At 37.7% G+C, this 19,299-nt stretch carries 24 protein-coding genes and 2 pseudogenes; 15 read left to right on the top strand and 11 right to left on the bottom strand.

Going from position 1 to position 19,299, the window contains the following annotated elements:
• The first annotated feature begins 93 nt into the window (after positions 1-93).
• A complete protein-coding gene (locus tag FN924_RS06015; protein ID WP_143892672.1) occupies positions 94-1,602 on the top strand; it encodes an alpha-amylase family glycosyl hydrolase in 1,509 nt (502 codons plus the stop codon).
• A gap of 287 nt (positions 1,603-1,889) precedes the next feature.
• The gene (locus tag FN924_RS06020) at positions 1,890-2,228 is read left to right on the top strand and encodes a hypothetical protein (RefSeq protein WP_143892674.1); all 339 of its coding nucleotides are present in this window, start codon (positions 1,890-1,892) and stop codon (positions 2,226-2,228) included.
• 204 nt (positions 2,229-2,432) lie between these two features.
• Here the strand turns inward: FN924_RS06020 and FN924_RS06025 are convergent.
• Together FN924_RS06025 and FN924_RS06030 are read right to left on the bottom strand one after the other, a co-directional pair.
• Positions 2,433-3,786: pseudogene (locus FN924_RS06025) on the bottom strand (MATE family efflux transporter).
• A 189-nt stretch (positions 3,787-3,975) separates the two neighbouring features.
• Positions 3,976-4,836: a DegV family protein gene (locus tag FN924_RS06030; RefSeq protein ID WP_143892676.1), complete on the bottom strand. Its 861-nt coding sequence runs from the start codon at positions 4,834-4,836 to the stop codon at positions 3,976-3,978.
• 283 nt (positions 4,837-5,119) lie between these two features.
• Here FN924_RS06030 and FN924_RS06035 point away from each other — a divergent pair.
• A pseudogene (locus FN924_RS06035) lies at positions 5,120-5,970 on the top strand (YitT family protein).
• Between the two features lie 37 nt (positions 5,971-6,007).
• Here the strand turns inward: FN924_RS06035 and FN924_RS06040 are convergent.
• From FN924_RS06040 to FN924_RS06050, 4 genes are all read right to left on the bottom strand, one after another.
• On the bottom strand, positions 6,008-6,271 hold the full coding sequence (locus tag FN924_RS06040; RefSeq protein WP_143892678.1) for a NifU N-terminal domain-containing protein: 264 nt from the start codon (positions 6,269-6,271) through the stop codon (positions 6,008-6,010).
• A 469-nt stretch (positions 6,272-6,740) separates the two neighbouring features.
• A complete protein-coding gene (locus tag FN924_RS06045) occupies positions 6,741-6,941 on the bottom strand; it encodes a DUF3813 domain-containing protein (protein ID WP_228409594.1) in 201 nt (66 codons plus the stop codon).
• Positions 6,942-6,943: 2 nt separating this feature from the next.
• A complete protein-coding gene (locus tag FN924_RS19085; RefSeq protein WP_194709693.1) occupies positions 6,944-7,093 on the bottom strand; it encodes a hypothetical protein in 150 nt (49 codons plus the stop codon).
• Between the two features lie 113 nt (positions 7,094-7,206).
• The gene (locus FN924_RS06050; RefSeq protein WP_143892679.1) at positions 7,207-8,040 is read right to left on the bottom strand and encodes a Cof-type HAD-IIB family hydrolase; all 834 of its coding nucleotides are present in this window, start codon (positions 8,038-8,040) and stop codon (positions 7,207-7,209) included.
• Between the two features lie 154 nt (positions 8,041-8,194).
• Between FN924_RS06050 and FN924_RS06055 the strand changes: the two genes are divergently transcribed.
• From FN924_RS06055 to FN924_RS06070, 4 genes are all read left to right on the top strand, one after another.
• Positions 8,195-8,962, top strand: coding sequence for an alpha/beta fold hydrolase (locus tag FN924_RS06055; protein ID WP_323368638.1), 768 nt, complete (start codon positions 8,195-8,197; stop codon positions 8,960-8,962).
• A gap of 85 nt (positions 8,963-9,047) precedes the next feature.
• Positions 9,048-9,359, top strand: a complete 312-nt coding sequence (locus FN924_RS06060) for a metal-sulfur cluster assembly factor (RefSeq protein ID WP_143892681.1) — start codon at positions 9,048-9,050, stop codon at positions 9,357-9,359.
• A 107-nt stretch (positions 9,360-9,466) separates the two neighbouring features.
• A complete protein-coding gene (locus FN924_RS06065; protein ID WP_143892683.1) occupies positions 9,467-9,970 on the top strand; it encodes a hypothetical protein in 504 nt (167 codons plus the stop codon).
• Positions 9,971-9,984: 14 nt separating this feature from the next.
• Positions 9,985-10,242, top strand: a complete 258-nt coding sequence (locus FN924_RS06070; RefSeq protein WP_158633951.1) for a spore germination protein — start codon at positions 9,985-9,987, stop codon at positions 10,240-10,242.
• A gap of 36 nt (positions 10,243-10,278) precedes the next feature.
• On the opposite strand, the gene FN924_RS06075 is transcribed toward FN924_RS06070, so the two are convergent.
• Together FN924_RS06075 and FN924_RS06080 are read right to left on the bottom strand one after the other, a co-directional pair.
• Positions 10,279-10,542, bottom strand: a complete 264-nt coding sequence (locus tag FN924_RS06075; protein ID WP_143892687.1) for a spore germination protein — start codon at positions 10,540-10,542, stop codon at positions 10,279-10,281.
• Positions 10,539-10,895: an Hsp20/alpha crystallin family protein gene (locus FN924_RS06080; protein WP_143892689.1), complete on the bottom strand. Its 357-nt coding sequence runs from the start codon at positions 10,893-10,895 to the stop codon at positions 10,539-10,541. The genes FN924_RS06075 and FN924_RS06080 overlap by 4 nt, the downstream gene beginning before the upstream one ends.
• A gap of 69 nt (positions 10,896-10,964) precedes the next feature.
• Here FN924_RS06080 and FN924_RS06085 point away from each other — a divergent pair, with 69 nt between their 5' ends.
• The gene (locus FN924_RS06085) at positions 10,965-11,990 is read left to right on the top strand and encodes a hypothetical protein (RefSeq protein ID WP_143892691.1); all 1,026 of its coding nucleotides are present in this window, start codon (positions 10,965-10,967) and stop codon (positions 11,988-11,990) included.
• A gap of 48 nt (positions 11,991-12,038) precedes the next feature.
• On the opposite strand, the gene FN924_RS06090 is transcribed toward FN924_RS06085, so the two are convergent.
• Positions 12,039-12,860 (bottom strand): undecaprenyl-diphosphate phosphatase, encoded by an 822-nt coding sequence (locus tag FN924_RS06090; RefSeq protein WP_143892693.1) that lies wholly within the window; start codon positions 12,858-12,860, stop codon positions 12,039-12,041.
• Positions 12,861-12,964: 104 nt separating this feature from the next.
• Here FN924_RS06090 and FN924_RS06095 point away from each other — a divergent pair, with 104 nt between their 5' ends.
• Positions 12,965-13,285, top strand: coding sequence for a hypothetical protein (locus tag FN924_RS06095; protein WP_143892695.1), 321 nt, complete (start codon positions 12,965-12,967; stop codon positions 13,283-13,285).
• Between the two features lie 63 nt (positions 13,286-13,348).
• On the opposite strand, the gene FN924_RS06100 is transcribed toward FN924_RS06095, so the two are convergent.
• Positions 13,349-13,525, bottom strand: coding sequence for a DUF2929 family protein (locus tag FN924_RS06100; protein ID WP_143892697.1), 177 nt, complete (start codon positions 13,523-13,525; stop codon positions 13,349-13,351).
• A 138-nt stretch (positions 13,526-13,663) separates the two neighbouring features.
• Between FN924_RS06100 and FN924_RS06105 the strand changes: the two genes are divergently transcribed.
• Positions 13,664-14,239 (top strand): hypothetical protein, encoded by a 576-nt coding sequence (locus FN924_RS06105; protein WP_143892699.1) that lies wholly within the window; start codon positions 13,664-13,666, stop codon positions 14,237-14,239.
• A gap of 88 nt (positions 14,240-14,327) precedes the next feature.
• The gene (locus FN924_RS06110; RefSeq protein ID WP_323368639.1) at positions 14,328-15,296 is read left to right on the top strand and encodes a BMP family ABC transporter substrate-binding protein; all 969 of its coding nucleotides are present in this window, start codon (positions 14,328-14,330) and stop codon (positions 15,294-15,296) included.
• A gap of 15 nt (positions 15,297-15,311) precedes the next feature.
• Here the strand turns inward: FN924_RS06110 and FN924_RS06115 are convergent, their stop codons facing one another.
• Positions 15,312-15,536 (bottom strand): hypothetical protein, encoded by a 225-nt coding sequence (locus FN924_RS06115; protein WP_143892700.1) that lies wholly within the window; start codon positions 15,534-15,536, stop codon positions 15,312-15,314.
• A gap of 177 nt (positions 15,537-15,713) precedes the next feature.
• On the opposite strand from FN924_RS06115, the gene FN924_RS06120 reads away from it, so the two are divergent.
• The 4 genes from FN924_RS06120 to FN924_RS06135 all read left to right on the top strand — a co-directional run bounded on the left by FN924_RS06120 (position 15,714) and on the right by FN924_RS06135 (position 19,240).
• Positions 15,714-16,649 carry a beta-ketoacyl-ACP synthase III gene (locus tag FN924_RS06120; protein ID WP_143892702.1) on the top strand — a complete coding sequence of 312 codons (936 nt, stop codon included), beginning with the start codon at positions 15,714-15,716 and terminating at the stop codon, positions 16,647-16,649.
• 50 nt (positions 16,650-16,699) lie between these two features.
• Positions 16,700-17,941, top strand: a complete 1,242-nt coding sequence (fabF, locus tag FN924_RS06125) for a beta-ketoacyl-ACP synthase II (protein ID WP_194709694.1) — start codon at positions 16,700-16,702, stop codon at positions 17,939-17,941.
• A 166-nt stretch (positions 17,942-18,107) separates the two neighbouring features.
• Complete coding sequence (locus FN924_RS06130; RefSeq protein WP_143892706.1) at positions 18,108-18,320, top strand: YuzI family membrane protein; 213 nt, start codon at positions 18,108-18,110, stop codon at positions 18,318-18,320.
• A 155-nt stretch (positions 18,321-18,475) separates the two neighbouring features.
• Positions 18,476-19,240 (top strand): YjbA family protein, encoded by a 765-nt coding sequence (locus FN924_RS06135; protein ID WP_143897143.1) that lies wholly within the window; start codon positions 18,476-18,478, stop codon positions 19,238-19,240.
• Positions 19,241-19,299 lie beyond the last annotated feature (59 nt).

The following is a 19,299-nucleotide window of genomic DNA, read 5'->3' on the forward strand; positions in this document are numbered from 1 at the left end:
GTCTATTTCTAAACAATTTTGCCTATGAAATTGACATTCCGACTTACAATTGGATAATAGGAAGAGGACGAATGTAACCAAGGAGGCAAAGACATGAAGCAATTTTTAGCTAGTTTCGTAAGCGTACTTATCTTTTTCGTCAGCACCTCCAGTGTGTATGCGGATGAATCTGCTACGAATTCGTGGACGAAAGAATCTATTTACTACATAATGATTGATCGTTTTCAGGACTCCAATTCTGAGAATAATTATGAGATAGACGTGAATGATCCAAATGCTTATCATGGTGGAGATATTCAAGGTGTAATGGATGGATTAGATCATATTCAAGAATTAGGCTTTTCTACGATAAATCTCAGTCCAGTCATGGCGAATTCAGTAGATGGATACCACGGATTCTGGCCGGAAAATCTACTGGAAGTAGACGAGCATTTCGGAACGTTGGAAGACTTAAAGGCTCTTGTAGACGATGTGCATAGCCGCGACATGAACATTATCCTTGATTTCTCCCCATGGTATGTCGCTCAGACCCATCCATGGCTGCAAGATGCGGAAAAAGAAGACTGGTTCCTTCCAAATAGAAACGTTGCGACAGACGATGAATTCGAAAGGCCATGGTTAGATGGTTTACCTGTTATCAATACAGAAAACGAAGAAGCAGCAAGCTATATGTTGGACCTTGCAGAAAACTGGGCAAAGGAAACAGGGGTAGATGGATTTAGACTGTATGTAGACGATCAAATGTCAAGATCCTTTGTAGGCTCTCTTTCATCACGATTAAAAGAAGTGAATCCAGATTTTCTCATTCTAACGGATGTAGAAAATTTATCAAATTATCCAACTGGCTATGATGCAACGATAGCAAAAGACATGTACCAATCGATGACGAGTACCTTCCGTTCGTCAGGGGAATCACTGGACGCATTAATGAATCAGTGGCAAGAAACAGCTAGTGCTATTGGTAAAGATACTGCACCTGTTGGCTTTTTAGATAGTCACGAAACGATCCGCTTTACAAGAGAAGCAGTAATGCAGAAACAGAACCCAATCACACGCTGGAAGCTTGCGCTAACGTTTTTATATACAATGCCCATGGTGCCCACTGTGTATCAAGGAACAGAGGTGCCCATGGATAACGGAGTTCCAGAACCCGATCACCGTGTAGCTCAGTTAAATGGTGGAGACGAGGACTTAAAGGCCCATATTGAACAATTAAATGCAATTCGAAAGCAGTTCCCCGTCTTAGCAAATGGAGAATTAGAACAAGTAGCTAGTGAAGGCGCCATGAGCTTATACAAACGAACAGATGGAAAAGAAACGATGTATGTTGCGATTAACAACGATACGTCGACAAAGGTCATTCATTTGGAAGAGCTAGAAAATGACCAACAATTAAGAGGGCTGTTATTAGATAATATTGTAAGGGGGTCTGAGGATGGTGTTCATAAAATTGCTCTAGATAGAGAAACATCGGATATCTTTATTGTAGAAGAAGATACTGGAATGAATTGGACCTTCATTTCTTTTGTTATTCTCGTAATGGCTGCTTTTGTTGCCATGGTCATATTTTTAAGTGTAAGAGGAAAAAAAAGGACGGATTAAACAATGCAAAGGATAATTAGTTCCGTAAAGAAGCTAATTATCCTTAATTTGCAATAACTCCTTTAGCTTCTCGTAATCTATAGCGTCGTTTTCTATTTTATAGACATTAGAGGAATTGCTTTTTATGATTGTGTCCGTATAGGGTGCCGTCTGAGATTATCAAGAATGTTATCGTTCTATCTTTATATTCTAAGAAGAAGGAATATACTACTTCCTTATAAATATTTATATTCTTCTCATTCGTTTTTCAAATTTATAATTTCATCTCGAGTTAAGAGGAATAACGAATGAAGATAATAGAAAGTTGGAAAGCTGGAATGATTGAAATTACACGAGAAAAAGGTTGGACGGATAAACTAAGAAAGTATAAAGTAATGTTAAATGAACAAGAGATTGGTACGATTGGACCGAATGGAGTTTTTAACTACAGCTTACATCCAGGTTTATATACTCTCTATCTAAAGATTGACTGGTGTCGAAGTCGGAAGATACATTTTGAAATCCTAGACAATGAAATTGTTAGATTTTCGTGTGGTGGATTAAGAGACACTAATTTCCTTAGTATGCTGTGGTATATAACGTTTAAAAGGAATAGATATCTGTGGATTGAGCAGGAAATTGTTTAATCATTATCCTCATTATCCTTACTCACTATGGTGCGATAGTAATAAATAATTGTGTTTAAGGGGATGGAAAGATTGATAAATGATGGGAAAAGAACGAATTTTAAAAATGATAAAGACCTAACAGATTAGTTATTAAATGTGTTAGGTCCTATTGCAATTCGCTGTTTCATGCATTTATCTAACGCACAAAAAGAAATTTTTCTTTTAATTTACTACTTTCTCTTTTATCTTAAACCGTTGTCTCATCCATTTCCTTCCTCTCCATCTCTTCAGCATCAATAAACCGCGTAGCCATTCATCGGCAATAAAGGCAATCCATATTCCAACAAGACCAAGCCCTAGATGGATGGCGAAGAACCAGGCAAACGTTACACTAACTCCCCCACATAGACATGATACCAACCATAACAGGAAAGTTCACATCACCAGCAGCCCGTAAACTATTGATCACGACTAAGTTAAAGGCTCGACCAGGTTCTAAAGCAATGGTAAGCAGCATGAGCAACGCACCTTGTTCTATAATCGATCGGTTATCCGTAAAGATAGAAAATAATGGTTCCCTTGCAAAGTAGAAAAGTACAGCCGCCATAATGGAAACGAAGATAGATAGATTTAGGCTACGAATACATCTTTTATAAGCAGATTCATAATCATTGCTTCCAATCATATGTCCAATCAGAATCTGTGTTCCTTGACCGATGGCAATGGAAAAAAGAAAAATAAACATCGTTATATTTTGCGTGTACACTTTCGTAGTTAGAGCTACTGTACCTAGCTGTGCAATAAAATAAGTGATGACTACTTGACTTGCATTATAGGATAACTGCTCTCCAGCAGATGGTACTCCAATTTTTAATAGACTAACCACATGCTCTTTTTGGTAATGGATAAAAGAGCGAATTGGAAGTGCGTAGTTTCCCCGATAAAATAGGAGGAAAGATAAGCATAGAAAGCCAATGAATCGGCTTGTAGCGGTAGAGATAGCAACTCCTTCCACACCATAAATAGGTAATCCGAAGGGGCCGAATATGGCGATATAGTTTCCTATTACATTTAATAGGTTCATCCCGATGGTGACATACATCGTATCCTTCGTATATCCATAGCTTCTTAGAATTGCAGAAATCGTCATGATTAATGCTTGGAAAAATAGAAAACCGCCAACGACAAGTAAATAGTCAGAAGCCTCATCCATAAGCTCTTGAGGGATATCCATTAGTTGTAGCAATGGTTTCTTTAAAAATACGAGACTTATACTAATTACTAAAGAAAATAAGAGGTTAATACTTATTGAGGTCATTCCAATTTTCCCTGCGAGCTCTTCCTCTTTTGCTCCTAGACTCTGTGCTACAAGAATAGCTGCTCCAGCCGCAACAAACCCAAACATGACAATGACCACTTGAATAATTTGGTTCGCAACCCCAACCGCTGCTACAGAGTGGTCAGAAAGCTGACTGAGCATTAGTGTGTCGGCATTTCCCATCAACATATGTAAAAGCGTTTCAACGAAGATGGGCCATGTTAAAGCATAGAGCGTTAATTTTTGATTTGTCTTCATAGCAAGGAGTACTCCTTTTCAAAGTGAAAGATGCCTAACCAACCTACATTATAAGCTTTCTATGTTGGAAATACAGTAACTTTTTATTAAGACTTCATGAGTGTATGTAAAAAAGTATGGTCCATATGAAAACAAATTTTTGTATTAAAAAAACCTGCTCTTCCAAGTGAAGAAGAACAGGTTTTCGATTTACTTATAAGGTTGGTTTAAAAAGAAGATAGCTATCGTTCCAGGCCCGGAATGTGCTCCAATTGCTGACCCAACCATTTCAATATGAATTTGTTTATTTCCAAATGTTTCTTGGATCATATCACGTACTAGGTGAGCTGTTTCAAGAGAGTCTCCATGACTAATACCAATCGGTTGATTGGCCAAGTCAACGCCTCTTTCCTCCATCACCTCTACCATACGCTTAAATACTTTTTTGCTTCCACGTATCTTTTCTAAAGGAATTAACTTCCCGTCTTCCATGTGCAGTAATGGCTTTATTTTTAAAAGGGTTCCTACAAAAGCAGCTGTTTTACTTACACGACCTCCGCGATATAAATACTCTAAATCATCGACCGTAAATATATGCTCCATATGTTCCGCATGATAACGGCTCGTTTCAACGATAGAGGTGAAATCGGCTCCTTCTTTGGCAAGCTTAGCAGCTCTTAATACGATTAGCCCAAGACCGAGTGAAGCTGCTTTCGTATCCAAGATTTCAAATTGCCATTCTGGATACTGCTCTTTTACCTCTTGTTCCATTAGCTTAGCAGCTTGATACGTTCCGGACAATTCAGAAGAGAACGCTAAGTAAACACAAGGTTGATTTTGTTCGGCATATTTTACGAAAGCATCTTTGAACGTTTGTGGAGATACTTGTGATGTTTTTGGTGCTTTACCGTTTCGCATAGCATCATACACCGTTTTAGCAGAAATTGTTTTTCCATCTTCAAAATTTTCATCATCAAGTTGGACCGTTAAGGAGAGAATATCAATATCATATTGTTCAACACTTTGTGCTCCTAAATCACAGGCGGAGTCTGCAAGAATCTTTACATTCATTCCTTCACCTTCTTTTCTTCAGTTTTATATGTAGGACATGCTGTAGAGTGGAATAACTAGTATAACCAGTATGAATTACATCATGTGAGTCGATAATGTTACTAATATTGTATGCTTAGGGAAAAGGTTAGTCAAAGATTTTTAAAAGTGTAACGCATAGAGAATATTTCAAAAAAATTGGGTAAATCCCTTTAAAAACAAATCCATATGGATTATATTTAACGATTGTTGGGTATTGGAACATAGTTACATACGTAACAGATGAAAGAGAGAGGAGGTTACTATGTTTTTATTTGAGCTAAAACGTATTTTAGTTGTTTTGTTTGGGGCATTACTAGGTGCTCTTTCCCTGAATTTGTTTCTTATAAGTGCAAAGGTATATGCAAGTGGGTTTACTGGGATTGCACAGCTCACTTCTAGTATACTAAATGATTTCGTCGGGATCGAAGGGGTAAGTACCGGTATTTTATTATTTATCTTTAATATTCCAGTTGCCATTCTTGGATGGTTCAAGGTCGGGAAAGGGTTTACGATATACAGTGCAATATCTGTTGCGGCTACTTCCTTTTTCTTGGAAGTGATCCCGGTTCAACAGCTATCGGAAGATATATTATTTTAAACGCTGTTTTCGGTGGTTTAGTTGCTGGAATTGGAGTAGGATTAACGCTTAAATGGGGGGCTTCGACTGGCGGACTTGATATTATCGCCATGGTATTGTCGCGAATGAAGGATCGGCCTATTGGGAACTTTTTCATGGTTATCAATGGGATTATCATTGCCTTAGCAGGTATTATTTATGAACCAGAGAATGCACTCTACACACTTCTAACCCTCTATGTGACAACACGTGTTATTGATGCCATCCATACCCGTCATGAAAAAGTAACTGCTATGATTGTGACACGAGAAGCAGATCGACTACAGAAAGCGATTCATGACACAATGGTGCGGGGAATTACGATTCTTCCTGCAAGAGGGGCATATACAAAAGAGGATAAAGATATGATGGTTCTCGTTATAACTAGGTATGAGCTTTATGACTTAGAACGAATTATTAATGAAGTAGATCCAAATGCATTCACGAATGTCGTACAAACTACAGGTATTTTTGGATTCTTTCGACGTAATGATTAAAAAAGAGCGCAGGATTTATCCTGTGCTCCTTTTCGTTTTAGTAACCGTGATTTTCTATAACTTCTTTTACTTTAGCGCTTAATCCTTCCCAATCCGCATCCATTTGTTTATTCACTGTAATGAAATTTTGAAATCCAAACACGTTGTCTACGCCATCTAATTGCATTAATTCGTTTAATATTTCATGCTCACTTGTTTGTCCAGGCATGACCGATATACTATTGTTTCCTGCAAAAATCATAGAGTCTGTTGTGAATTTTAGTGCATTTGGATTCGGTGTTGTCTCGATATGTACACTCATGATAGTCCCTCCTACTAACTCATTTACGTCCATCATAGCAGAAAAAAATAGAATACAAAAGAATATTATATGAATCCATAAGTTTACTAGGGAGGGATGGACTCTATGTTTTAAAGGGGAAATGGTTGATTAGGTAGGCTACATGCTTCTTTTATATGTAAATTTTATTCCAATAATGAAGGATATAGAATGACCGATTATTGTCGAGTGGATTTTTTATATGATTATTTCCTGGGGAATAGGTGCAGTTTTTGTCGGAGTAGTCTATGGCAATAACATGAGGAGAATGGCGACCTCGGTTAGTCGCAGTTTCCTAACGTTTCTAGCTATTATTAAGGATTTCAAAAAATACCCCAGAATTTGGCTATCTTTATGCTCACTTGTAGACAAAAGTAATAGGAAACAAAATCAGAGGAAAAGATATAAAGGAGAACAGCCCCGCTCTGGGGCTGTTTTGTGGCTTCTCTTACTACTTCAGCTCATTATGTTGCTCGAGTTTACGTTCCAGCTCTTGCAACTGTTGCTGTTCAGCAGGGGATGCGCTAGTAAAAGCTGACTGGATTACACTACGAGCAGCTTCTTTTTCTTGCTCGGAAGGGTTTTGTGAATTTGTAAATTGTGCAACTGCGTTTTTTGCTTGTTTAAACAAGTTGGTTGCCATGTTTTCCATCTTTAAAAACCTCCTAGTGAATTAATTTCCTCTTTTTCACGTTTGCGCTCTGCATCAGAAAAGCGCTGGCGGTAAGGGAAACGTTCGTCATGTTGTTTTACAGCGTCTGCACCTTGTTGAGTAAAACGTTTTGATTTACTTTTTTTACTCACAGTTATCCCTCCTGATCCTTTCCGTGAAAGGGTGTAAAAAAAGCCTGAACGCTAATGCGTTCAAGCTTAGTATGGATAGGTATTGAATGATTATGATTCGAAAATCATGGAAATCAATTTGTATGGACGTTTAGATTTAAATACTCTTCAAGAAAAATACCGATACCATCTTCTTCATTTGAAGCAGTAATATGCTTGGCAAGTTTTTTTAACTCATCGATTCCATTGTTCATGGCCACACCTACTCCAGCATATTCAATCATTTCCAAATCATTATCTTCGTCTCCGAACGCAATAATCTGATTAGATGGGATATTATAATAACGTGCAATTTTTTCTAACCCAACCGCTTTACTTAAACCTTTACGGACAATTTCAATTACATTCCAAGGTGCTCCCCATTTGCGGTGCTCAATAACCGATGCATGCTCTTGATCTAAATGATCTCGAAGTGCTTGGATATGGTCCTCTTGAGGGTGGATAAGAATGGAAGTTGGATCCTCGTCTAGCTCCGTTTTTAAACTCCCAATTTTGATAATGGAGTCTTGCGTGTTTGCATGAAATATCTCCATTAATTCTTCATCATAACGATCTATGTATATATGGTCTCTTACTTCTGCTAGAACGTTTCGCACACCTAACGTATAACAGGTGTCTACGATTTTTAAAGCTGTACGAACAGGAAGTGGACTGTGAAGGGCGTCCCATTTATGGTCATTTGGGTGATGGATTAAAGCTCCATTGAAATTAACCATGGGTGTATCAAGACCAAGCTCTCTGTAATAATCAATACTTGCACGATGTGGACGACCAGTGGCAATTACCACAATATGTCCTTCATCTTTTGCTTTTAACACTGTTTTCTTCGTCCGTTCACTGATGACCTTATCATCTGTTAACAAGGTTCCATCTAAATCTAATGCAATTAAATGTCTGCTTTTTGTCATTTTTATCACCTCTTAGTAAGTATAGTGTAGCTGTCCAACAATTATCTGTAAAGATTTTGTCAAGTTGGCTTGTCTCTTTTGCAACAACTGTACATTCATATTATGATAGAAGGAGCTAGGTAAGGGATACACAGTGTATAGAAGGGAATTACATATGATGATTGAAGTTTTTAAAGAAAGATGGGGAGAAATTCCAGTATTAACAATTGTGGAAGCGGCAAAACGAGAGGAGTCTCTACCAGTATTAACCTATTTCCATGGATATACAAGTGCAAAAGAGCACAACCTACCAATTGCGTATTTACTTGCAGAAAAAGGGTATCGTGTCATATTACCAGATAGTTTGCACCATGGTGAAAGAGAAAACGATATTCCCCATGCGGAAAGAGAATTACAGTTCTTTCATATTGTGCAACAAAACCTTATGGATTTAGCTACAATTAAGCAAGAATTGGATACTCGCAATTGGATAAAGGAAGATCGATTTGGAGTAGCTGGAACGAGCATGGGAGGGATTACGACAGCTGCAGCACTCACGCAGTTTCCTTGGATAAAAGCTGCCGCTGTTTTGATGGGATCGCCTAAACTAACAGAATATGCAAAGCGAATGGTGGATGAAGTGAAAAAAAGGATGGATCGCTTTCCGATGACAGATGACCAGGTAACCGACATTCTCCATCAATTGCAGCATATTGATCTATCCATGCAGACAGATAAATTAATGGAAAGACCATTATTCTTCTGGCATGGAGATAAGGATCCTGTAGTTCCTTTTGAACAATCCTATAGCTTTTATGAGGAAGTAACCAAGCTATATAAAAATCCAGAAAACATTCGTTTTTTACGTGAGGTAGGACGAGGACATAAAGTAAGTCGGTTTGCTACGTTGGAGACGGTAAATTGGTTCGAATTTCAACTTTAATGGGTGGGTTGGTAGAATACCAATCGTTTAAAAATATTAGGTTTTATGTGTATAATAGGAGTAGTATGTTGAAGGAGGGATAAGCATGGATGAAGCTTTGCAAGAAAATCTGATGGGTGCTTTAGAAAATGTAATTGACCCTGAACTTGGTATAGATATTGTAAACCTTGGTCTTGTGTATGGTGTAGATTTAGATGAGGATGGAACAGCAATTGTGACTATGACGTTAACAGCAATGGGCTGTCCTCTAGCTGGGCATATTGAACAAGACGTAAAACGGGTATTAGAAGATATTCCAGAAGTAAAAGATACGACAGTAAATATCGTTTGGAACCCACCTTGGTCGAAGGATCGCATGTCTCGTTATGCGAAAATAGCGTTAGGAATTCCAGATTGATTGTCGCAAAAGTCCTTACATGATGTAGGGACTTTTTTTATGAGGAAAGAACAAGTAGGCTATCGCTTGAATAGAATATGGTAACAACGAGTCAGAGGTGGTTACCAATGGACCCATTTAACTTTCAAAAGATGTTTCGTAATATGCAGCCTACCCACACATTTTCACCAGACTATCTAAAAGATATAAAATGGATGGTGGATCAATACAAGCAGGTACTAGACGATGACTTTTGGAATTCTATACATGGGATGGGAAGGCAGAAGAAGCAAGTGTACAATTCTATCCCTTTAGAAACTTGGGAGAACGATACTTATTTATTTTTATCCGCTTTTGTCCCTGGGTTAGTAGATGTAAATCATGTTAAGCTCTCGTTTTTATCCGATAAACGTGTATTAATCAAAGCCAAACCAAATCGTCCGCAACCAGCTACATCGACCAAAATGATAGAATCTGATTTTCATGATGGAATCTTAGAAAGAGAGATGGATTTTCCATATCCAGTCCACAAAGATAATTATCACGTAACCGTTGACAACAGTATTGCAACGTTTATTTTCAGGAAAAGGGAAGCCAACAAGAAAGAGGAGTCCATCCCTGTTGATTTCTAATAGGAGTGATTATTTTGGGAGATATTCAAGTTAATATTGGAAATCTGAAAGTATTTCATATCTCTGGTACTTCTTCATTAATTATTGGGAGAGGTACTCAATCAGAGCTGAAAAGCGAATCTAAAACCAACAATGGGATTGGAAGTGCATACGGAGATGGTTCCAATATTAATATGAGCTCAAGGAAATCTGCCATTTATGATCAGGAACAACTGGATAGCTTTCATGGTGAATCTACCCATCCAGAACTCTGGGGGCAGGTGAAGGAATAGAAAAGCCGAGTTCCTCTAATAGGAAACTCGGCTTTCTTAGTCTTCCAGTCCAAGTGCAGGTGTATTAACGGGCATGGAGGTATCAACACCATCTGGATCCAATACAGTAGAACCGATAATTTGGAAATTATTAAAATCAAAATCACCATACACTTCTCCTGCATTTAGGTTGTTCTTTACTTGGCTATTTAAGGACATATATTGATTTTCTCCGATACCAATCGAAGCTGTATTTTCTAACGCATTTACTTTAATTCCACCAATAATATTTACCCCTATTGGATCAACTCCAAAGCTCATCCATCTCCATCCTTCCTTATGTTAAGCTTTAAGATGCCAGCATTGTAATCGATGGAAATACTATTCTTTTCAATATAGCTTGGAAACCGGATCAGCCGGTAGAAGGGACCTTCAAAAATTTCTTGTGCGACTAATTGATTCACGTGGTCTGGATGCGAAGGATAGACATTCCCTTTTATTTCAAGGTCTTGATTATTGAGAAGCTTTACATGAAGATTCTCTTTTTGAACCCCAGGTAAACTCATTCTCACAAAATAATGTGTTGCTGACTCATAAACGTCTATTCTTGGTGTACGAACTTGGACATCATCTTGTGGTTTTGTCGCTTGTTGGTTGTTTTCTCCTGTAATCATGATTCCGTCCCCCTTTGAATATGTATAGTACTATATTCAAAAAGTGTAGGAAGCGTGAGGGATATGCCTATGAGTGAGCTAGAGCAACTAAAAATTGAAAACGCTATGCTACGAAAACAATTAAATGAATTTATCTATTATATCAACCACCTCCCCGCCTTTGAGTATCATTTTGACAAAATAAAAGTGGAAAAGGTAAAAGGTACCCTCCAATTAGGGGAGCTGTTGGAAAGTGACAATGATAAAATGGGAATACATAAAATTTTTGTGAAGGAATTAGAGATAAGAGAAATAGAAGGGACCGGAACAGTTGGAGTAGGGATAACGGAGAAGAAAGCAAGCAAATCAAAACCAGATATAATTCCTCCGGAAGCGGCATCTCCAACCATTAAAAAACATTATGAACAAATTAAAGAAACATTAGATATTCAAGTAGTCCCTCTCTTTTTTCAAAAATTAGCTGTAAGAGAGAATGTATTAGAGTTAACCTGGGAAAATTTAAAACGAAATTGGGAAGACCTACACAAAGAATATCCTTCATTTAGAGAAAAGGTCAAAGAAAAACTAAAAAAAATACACTCAGTTATGAAAAAATACGTTAGCTCCAACATGATTATCAGACCAGATCTTGTAAAAAAAGTGAATGAGGATATAGAGGCACAGCTAAAAGCATGGTGGCTTCTTTTAGGTCTATCAAATGAAATGATACCGGGGTTTCTTCATCGGTTAAAAAGAGAGGACTTCCAACTAAAAAAAGTTAAGCTTAACGCTGAGGAAGAAATACTAACTAACATAAAGGATGCTTATCAATTACAGCATCTTCCAATGTCATTACAGGTTTTAGATGATTACGAAGTTGTTCTAGATGCGTTATACACCCAGTTGTTAGTTCCTATTAATAAGGTAGATAAGGATCAAGAGTTCATTTGGGAAATATATCAGGGAGCTAGCCGAGCATTTGAATCGGAGTTTAATGTCGACATTAATTTAGATGCGGAAAACCTAGCCTTTTTGTTGTCTAACATCATGGAGCAAACCAAACTTATTCCGAAATACTTAGTGTTAGAGCTTGGTGTAAAGGTCATTGCAGAATAAAAAGCGAGAAGAAATCGTTCATAGATTTTTCTCGCTTTTTATTATTTCTTATAAAAGAAGAATTGCGATAACCCCTGCGAGAACACAATAGTAGGTAAAGTATTTCAAATTTCCTTTAGCCATAATGTTCATAAACCATTTTAAAGAGAAATAGGAAGCAAGTATAGATGCAAGAAAAGCTAAGAGATACGGAATCCATAAGACGTCAATGTTTGGATCTCCTACAATGTCTTCGATGGAAAGCAACAAAGTACCAAGACTAACTGGAATATATAATAGGAAAGAAAAACGTAACGCTGTATCTTGTTTCAAACCAAGTAGCATAGCGGCTACGATTGTAGAACCAGATCGGCTGATTCCTGGAATCAATGCAACAGCCTGTGCTAGTCCAATAATGAGTGCCTCTTTAATAGTAATGTTTGCCTCTCCTTTATGGCCTTTAAGATTTCGAATAATCCACAATGCGATTCCTGTAATAATAAGGGTGATTCCAATCATTTTTGGCGCACTGAACGTTTCGGCAATCTGATCTTCGAATAGAATGCCAATAATTCCAGCAGGGATTGTTGCAATTACTAAATAAAAAATAAATTGAAAGTCGGATTTTCCTTCTTGCTTTTTAGAAAATACATATCCTAAACCATTATGTGCAAGTCTCCAAATATCTTGTCTGTATATGATCAGGACAGCAATTAATGACCCGAAATTTACGAGGACCTCAAAAGAAAGTCCTTCTAGCTCTATTCCCATAATGTGTTGTAAGAGAACAAGATGCCCACTAGATGAGATCGGGATTGGCTCTGTAAACCCTTGGAATAAACCTAAAAATATATACTTTAAAACAATCCACATGCTTATAAAACTATCCATGAACAATCGCTCCTAACGTATTATTATTGCCAATATTTACTGTAGAAATAGTCACATACCCAGAATCCTCTGAATAATCTGTAGCAGAAGGAGGAGGTATTGAGATGAAAAGATCACACAACCACCATCATATATACGACTTGTGCCATAAACATATGAATAAATATGTGTTAGTTGAACTCGTAGATGGTGCCAAAGTGGATGGTATTATTACAGGGTTAGATGATGACAATGTGTACATGGCCGTACCACTGGAAGCGAATGAAATGTATCCGGATTATGGAGATTACCGATTTGGACCATGGGGCTATCCTGGCTATCCATATGGCTATGGTTATGGATATGGGTATCCACCAAATCGTTTCCGTCGATTAATTCTTCCGCTAGCAGCACTTGCAACCATTAGTGCACTTCCTTGGTACTAGACTGCAACAAGAAACCCTTGCCAGAAAAAAGGCAAGGGTTTACTTCCTTTATAAACAAACGTGTTATTCTGACTTTTGTCTTAGGCCGCCCTCTCCTAAGGCAATAATTGCTACTAGGAAAATGACAGCTAGAATAAGAACAGAACCGATTTCAAATGACTCACCAGCCATATTGCTTAGAACATATGTAACTAGAAAACTTAATAGGAAAGCCCATATTGCTGAAACAATAATTCGCACAACGATCACCTCTATCTATAGACATTCTTAAATTAAGTTTACCAAAAGCTTATAAAAAAATAAACAGAAATCATTCTTTATTCAAAAATACGGTGACCATTACATAAACTATGTTAAGGATAAAGGGAGGTTCTGTTCATGATTGTGATTCATAACTGTTTTCATTGGATTGGGTATCACCTTATTCAAAAGTTTTTAGAGGAAGGGTATGAAGTGACTGGTTGTGACTCTATACAAAGTGAGAAAAAGGAAAATCTCCACATGTTTGTAGGGAGAAATAGTCACTTTGAATTTGTCGATACATTACCTGAAAACCGAATTGCAGATAACGATGTTATATATATCGATGTTCAATCTAATTTGTTATCAATTCAAAACCAACAAAACGATACACATACCATCAACATCCCTATGTTATTTGGACCGTTTATGGATCGTGATAAAGACGGATTTTATGAAAAAGAAAATTATATTTCTTTTGATTCTGAAACATTCCAGGAGGAAGCAATATGGATTGACGACTATATGGAGGTACTGTGGAGTATTTTAATGGATAATCCGTCATCTAAAGATTGGGTAGTGAAGCCTTTCTCAAAGTCCGTAAGACAAGAGGAGGATGAAGATAACGTTTTGTATATCAGGCAAACAGAACCTACTGCGAACCGGTTAAAACAGTTAGAGGAACATTACCAAACCTTTGCCAACATTTACTAATGTAATCAGATTGTAAAATGAAAGTCGTTTACCTCCTACTTTATACAAGGTAGAATAGTACTAGTAATGTTAACTGTACGGAATAGGAGTGCGCAGATTGAAAAAAGTAGCTTCTTTATTCATCATATGTATCGTTTTAGCTCTACTTTCAAGCTGTAGTTTGAATTCACAGCCTGAGAATATAAACAAAGTAGGGATGTTAGTGGAAGGCTCTATTAATGATCAATCTTGGGGAAGTAAAGGATATAAAGGATTGTTAGAAATAAAAGAAGAGTTTAATGTAGATGTTTATTTCAAAGAAGGGATTACGACCCAGCAGCAAGTGAATCAAGCAATCGAAGAGTTTTCTAATCAGGGAGTTAATCTTGTTTTCGGACATAGTAGTATATATGGAAAAATGTTTAAGGATATAGTAAATGAATACCCAGATATTCATTTTGTTTACTTTAATGGTGGATATAGCGATGATAATTTAACAAGCCTTAATTTCAGCTCCCATGCTATGGGGTTTTTTGGTGGTATGGTTGCAGGAAAGATGACTGAAACGAATCAAGTTGGAATTATCGCTTCCCATGAATGGCAACCAGAAATTGAAGGATTTTATGAAGGGGTGAATTATCAAAACCCTGAAGCAGAAGTGAAGATGGAGTTTGTGAATAGTTGGGATAATACGGATCGTGCTATTAAATTGTATAAATCCTTAACCAAAGAAAATGTTGATGTGTTTTATCCTGCTGGTGATTCTTTTAGTGTACCTATCATTAATCGAGTACGTGAAGCAGGTCTTTATGCAATCGGATTTATCTCAAATCAATCGGACTTAGGAGAAAACACAGTCTTAACGAGCACGATGCAATACGTGAATCGTTTATATGTACAAGCTGCCAAGGATTTTGAGCAAGGGGAACTTGAAGGTGGAGTATTTACATTTGACTTTCAAGATGATGTCGTTGAGATGGGAACATTTAGTCCAAAGGTCCCTGAGTCTTATGTAAAAGAGCTTGAAAAGCATATTGAGAATTACAAGGAAGATGGGTTATTGCCAAATGAAAGGTAGACTGACCAATACTGGTCAGTCTTTTTTCTTTTTTAGCAGCCGATTGGATATTCCTTTTACATAAGGTGACAATTGGTCATAAGTTTCCATAAGCGTTTGAGCGGTATCGACTAAATCGAATGATTCCTGATCTTTTTCAGACTTGCTAATCTGTGGCGCGTAAGGTCTTAGGTGAGGGGGAACCCTATAATTAGGGTGGGGGGATTTGCGGTGTTTTTGATTGTCTTTTTGAAAAAACATATCTTCACCTCCTACTCCATAGTCTATTAATAGATAAACAGGATTGAGCAGGCTTTTATCCTGAGGAAAGAAAAAAGAGAAGAAGACAAGGAACTTGAATAAATGGAAAGAATCGATTAAAATTAGTACCAAGTCTTAATATTTGATATAAAGTCCAGTTAGGAAAGGATGAAATACATGAATGCAGGTGTTTTAGGAACTGGGCACTATGTGCCAGACAAAGTAGTAACCAATGCTGATTTAGAAAAAATAGTCGATACAAGTGATGAGTGGATTCGCACAAGAACAGGAATTGAAGAGAGAAGAATCGCTGAAGATGATATGGATACATCAGATATGGCTTATCTAGCGGCTGTTCGTGCTTTAGAGGATGCGAATCTTACAGCACAAGATTTAGATCTTATCTTAGTGGCAACCGTAACTCCTGATACACCATTTCCATCTGTTTCTTGTATGATCCAAGAGCGCTTAGGAGCTAAACAAGCGGCAGCAATGGATTTAAGTGCAGCGTGTTCTGGTTTTATGTATGGAATGATAACCGCACAACAATTTATTGAAAATGGCGCCTATAAACATATCCTGATTATAGGAGTTGAAAAGCTTTCCAAGATTACAGATTGGTCAGACCGAAATACATGTGTGCTCTTTGGAGATGGTGCTGGTGCTGCAATATTAGGTCCCGTTAAAGAAGGGAAAGGAATCCTTTCCTTTGAGCTTGGGGCAGATGGAGGCGGTGGCTCTCATTTGTATCAAGAAAAAGACTATATTAGCATGAATGGTCGTGAGGTCTTTAAGTTTGCAGTGAGACAGATGCCAGAATCTAGTGTAAACGTAGTCGAAAAAATTGGTTTAAATAAAGAGGATGTGGATTATCTGATACCGCATCAGGCAAACATTCGAATTATGGAGGCTGCAAGAGAAAGACTTGGTATCTCGGAAGAGAAAATGGCTACTTCGGTTCGTAGATATGGAAATACTTCTGCAGCATCCATTCCAATTGCTTTGTCGGAAGGTGCAAAAAGCGGTAAAATAAAAGAGAATGATTTAGTCGTTTTAGTCGGCTTCGGAGGCGGACTAACTTGGGGAGCAGTAGCCCTTCGCTGGGGTGTTTAAATAATCTATGAGAGATAGAACAGAATGTTTGGATGAAGGAGGAGTTTCAATTGGGAAAAAGACGTGTAGTAATTACAGGACTAGGAGCTGTTTCACCCGTAGGAAATGATGTGGAAACGATGTGGAATAACATTCAATCTGGAACATCAGGGATTGATTATGTTACTAGAGTAAACAAGGATGATTTCCCAGCTAAGGTAGCAGGGGAATTAAAAGATTTTGATCCTACGAATTATATGGAGAAGAAAGAAGCAAAGCGTATGGACTTGTTTACGCAATATGCAGTAGCAGCCGCTAAAATGGCAGTCGAAGATGCCAAGCTTGATATTAACGATGATATCGCACCTCGTGTAGGGGTATGGATTGGTTCAGGAATTGGTGGAATGACCACGTATGAAGAGCAATTTAATAACTTTATTTCAAAAGGATATCGTCGAGTAAGTCCATTCTTCGTGCCAATGCTTATTCCAGACATGGCAGCTGGTCAAGTGTCTATTCAACTAGGTGCAAAAGGGATTAACTCTTGTACAGTAACCGCTTGTGCATCCGGAACCAACTCTATCGGAGATGCCTTTAAAGTGATTGAACGTGGAGATGCAGATTATATGATAACGGGCGGCGCAGAGGCACCGTTAACGAATATGTCGTTTGCTGGCTTCTCCACTGCGAAAGCTTTGTCTTTTAACGAGGACCCAAACACTGCAAGCCGTCCATTTGATAAAAACCGTAATGGATTTGTTATGGGAGAAGGGGCAGGTATCCTTGTGCTAGAATCCCTTGAATCTGCACTTGAACGTGGGGCTACGATTTATGGAGAAATTGTTGGCTATGGCTCATCAGGTGATGCACATCACATTACAAGCCCTGCACCAGAGGGGGAAGGCGCTAGCCGAGCTATGAAACAAGCGATTGAAGACGCAGATATTCAAGTTACAGATATTGGGTACATTAATGCCCACGGTACTAGCACTGAATTAAATGACCCCTTTGAAACAAATGCGATTAAGACCGTATTCGGTGAGCATGCCTATAAGCTAGCTGTTTCTTCTACGAAATCGATGACTGGCCATCTGTTAGGTGCGGCTGGTGCGATAGAGGCAATTATTTCTCTTAAAGCATTGCAAGATAGTATCTTGCCACCAACTATTAATTATGAAACGCCAGACCCAGATTGTGATCTGGATTATGTACCAAACGAAGCAAGAAAACAAGAGTTTGACTATGCATTAAGTAATTCACTTGGGTTCGGTGGTCACAATGCTACCATTATCTTTAAAAAGCATGTAGGTTAATCGTTTAAAAACATAAAGAACATGTCCCTTAAGGGATATGTTCTTTTTTTTGTTTTCATCCTTACGTTCATCCAAATATATGTCTTTTCTATTACAAATGTAGCATGTTTCGGTACGGACAAGCATAGGATTATAGTACATTTAATAGAACAGGTATGGTGATTAAATGGGATTCGTGTTGTTATTCTTAATTGGTTTCGGTTTCGCAGTATCCGGTGGTGTGACTCTTATTACGTATTTGAACTTTATACCCGCAGGTCTTTCTTTAACGAACTATTTTTTGTTTATTCAAGGTAGAATCGAATGCTACCTGCTTCCAATTGGTCTAATCCTTATGCTTATTTCCATTTCTCGAATCCCAAATATTCCAGTTAAATAAAGGGCATGAAGAATAATTATTCCTTTTGCTGGTCATAATGTATGGTAAAAAGATTGCTTCGATCGTCTAAAAAGCTAAGCTCCTATAGTAACGAGCTAATGAAGCATTATTTGATGGATATTCACACACACATTACGGTAAAGCGGGGGATTCATATGCTATATTTACATGACGTTTGGGTGAACTGGTTTGAAGGGGAAGAAAATGGTTACAATATTTGCCCATTTCACGAATGGCGAAAAGAAGATGGAATTGAGTTACTTGATCAAGTTCCAATCTTGTACATAGACGACATGTTGTACCATTATATCGAAAATGATTTACGTGATTTACCAACATCCTTATTAGAAAGTATTTATAAACGAGCTTATTTAAGAAAGAATCAGGAAAGGATTCCGTTAGAATACGCGGCAATCGTGACCAATGGGACATCGATTGTTGTATTTGATACGATTGGCTATCATCTGCCAGTCCGTAAAAGTCGTCTTATTCCTCGTCAGGAAAGGCTAGTGTACGAAATGATTGAAGGAACAGAGAAGCAATCTTTTGAGTTTACTGAAGAGCAAATGGAAAAAGAATATCATATTCTTTCTTTACCACCCGAGTCGATGATTGGACTGACACGAAAAGAAAGACAACTGAAGCAACTTTTAATGATGGCATTAGACCAGATGGAGGGTACTAAAAATGCGGAAGAAGTTCGATATTGGTTAACAGAATGGAATCCAGATAACTATTCTGAAATTAAAAGTATGAACTTTCAAGAAGCATGGTATGCTTTGTATGAGGGAGTAAGTCAAGGTTGGAGTAAAGCACATGAAGACCTTTGTGGGAAACTGATTAAAGGTCAGCCATTTTTTGAAAAAATGTGGGAGATTGAACAAGCTCCTGAGCAAAGTACATTTAAACGAATTATATAGCAAAAATGGTAGGACCAAGTTATTTCGGATAACGAAATAACTTGGTCCTACATTATAAT

The organism is Radiobacillus deserti (assembly GCF_007301515.1).
In the GTDB taxonomy this organism is placed as follows: Bacteria; Bacillota; Bacilli; order Bacillales; family Amphibacillaceae; genus Radiobacillus; species Radiobacillus deserti.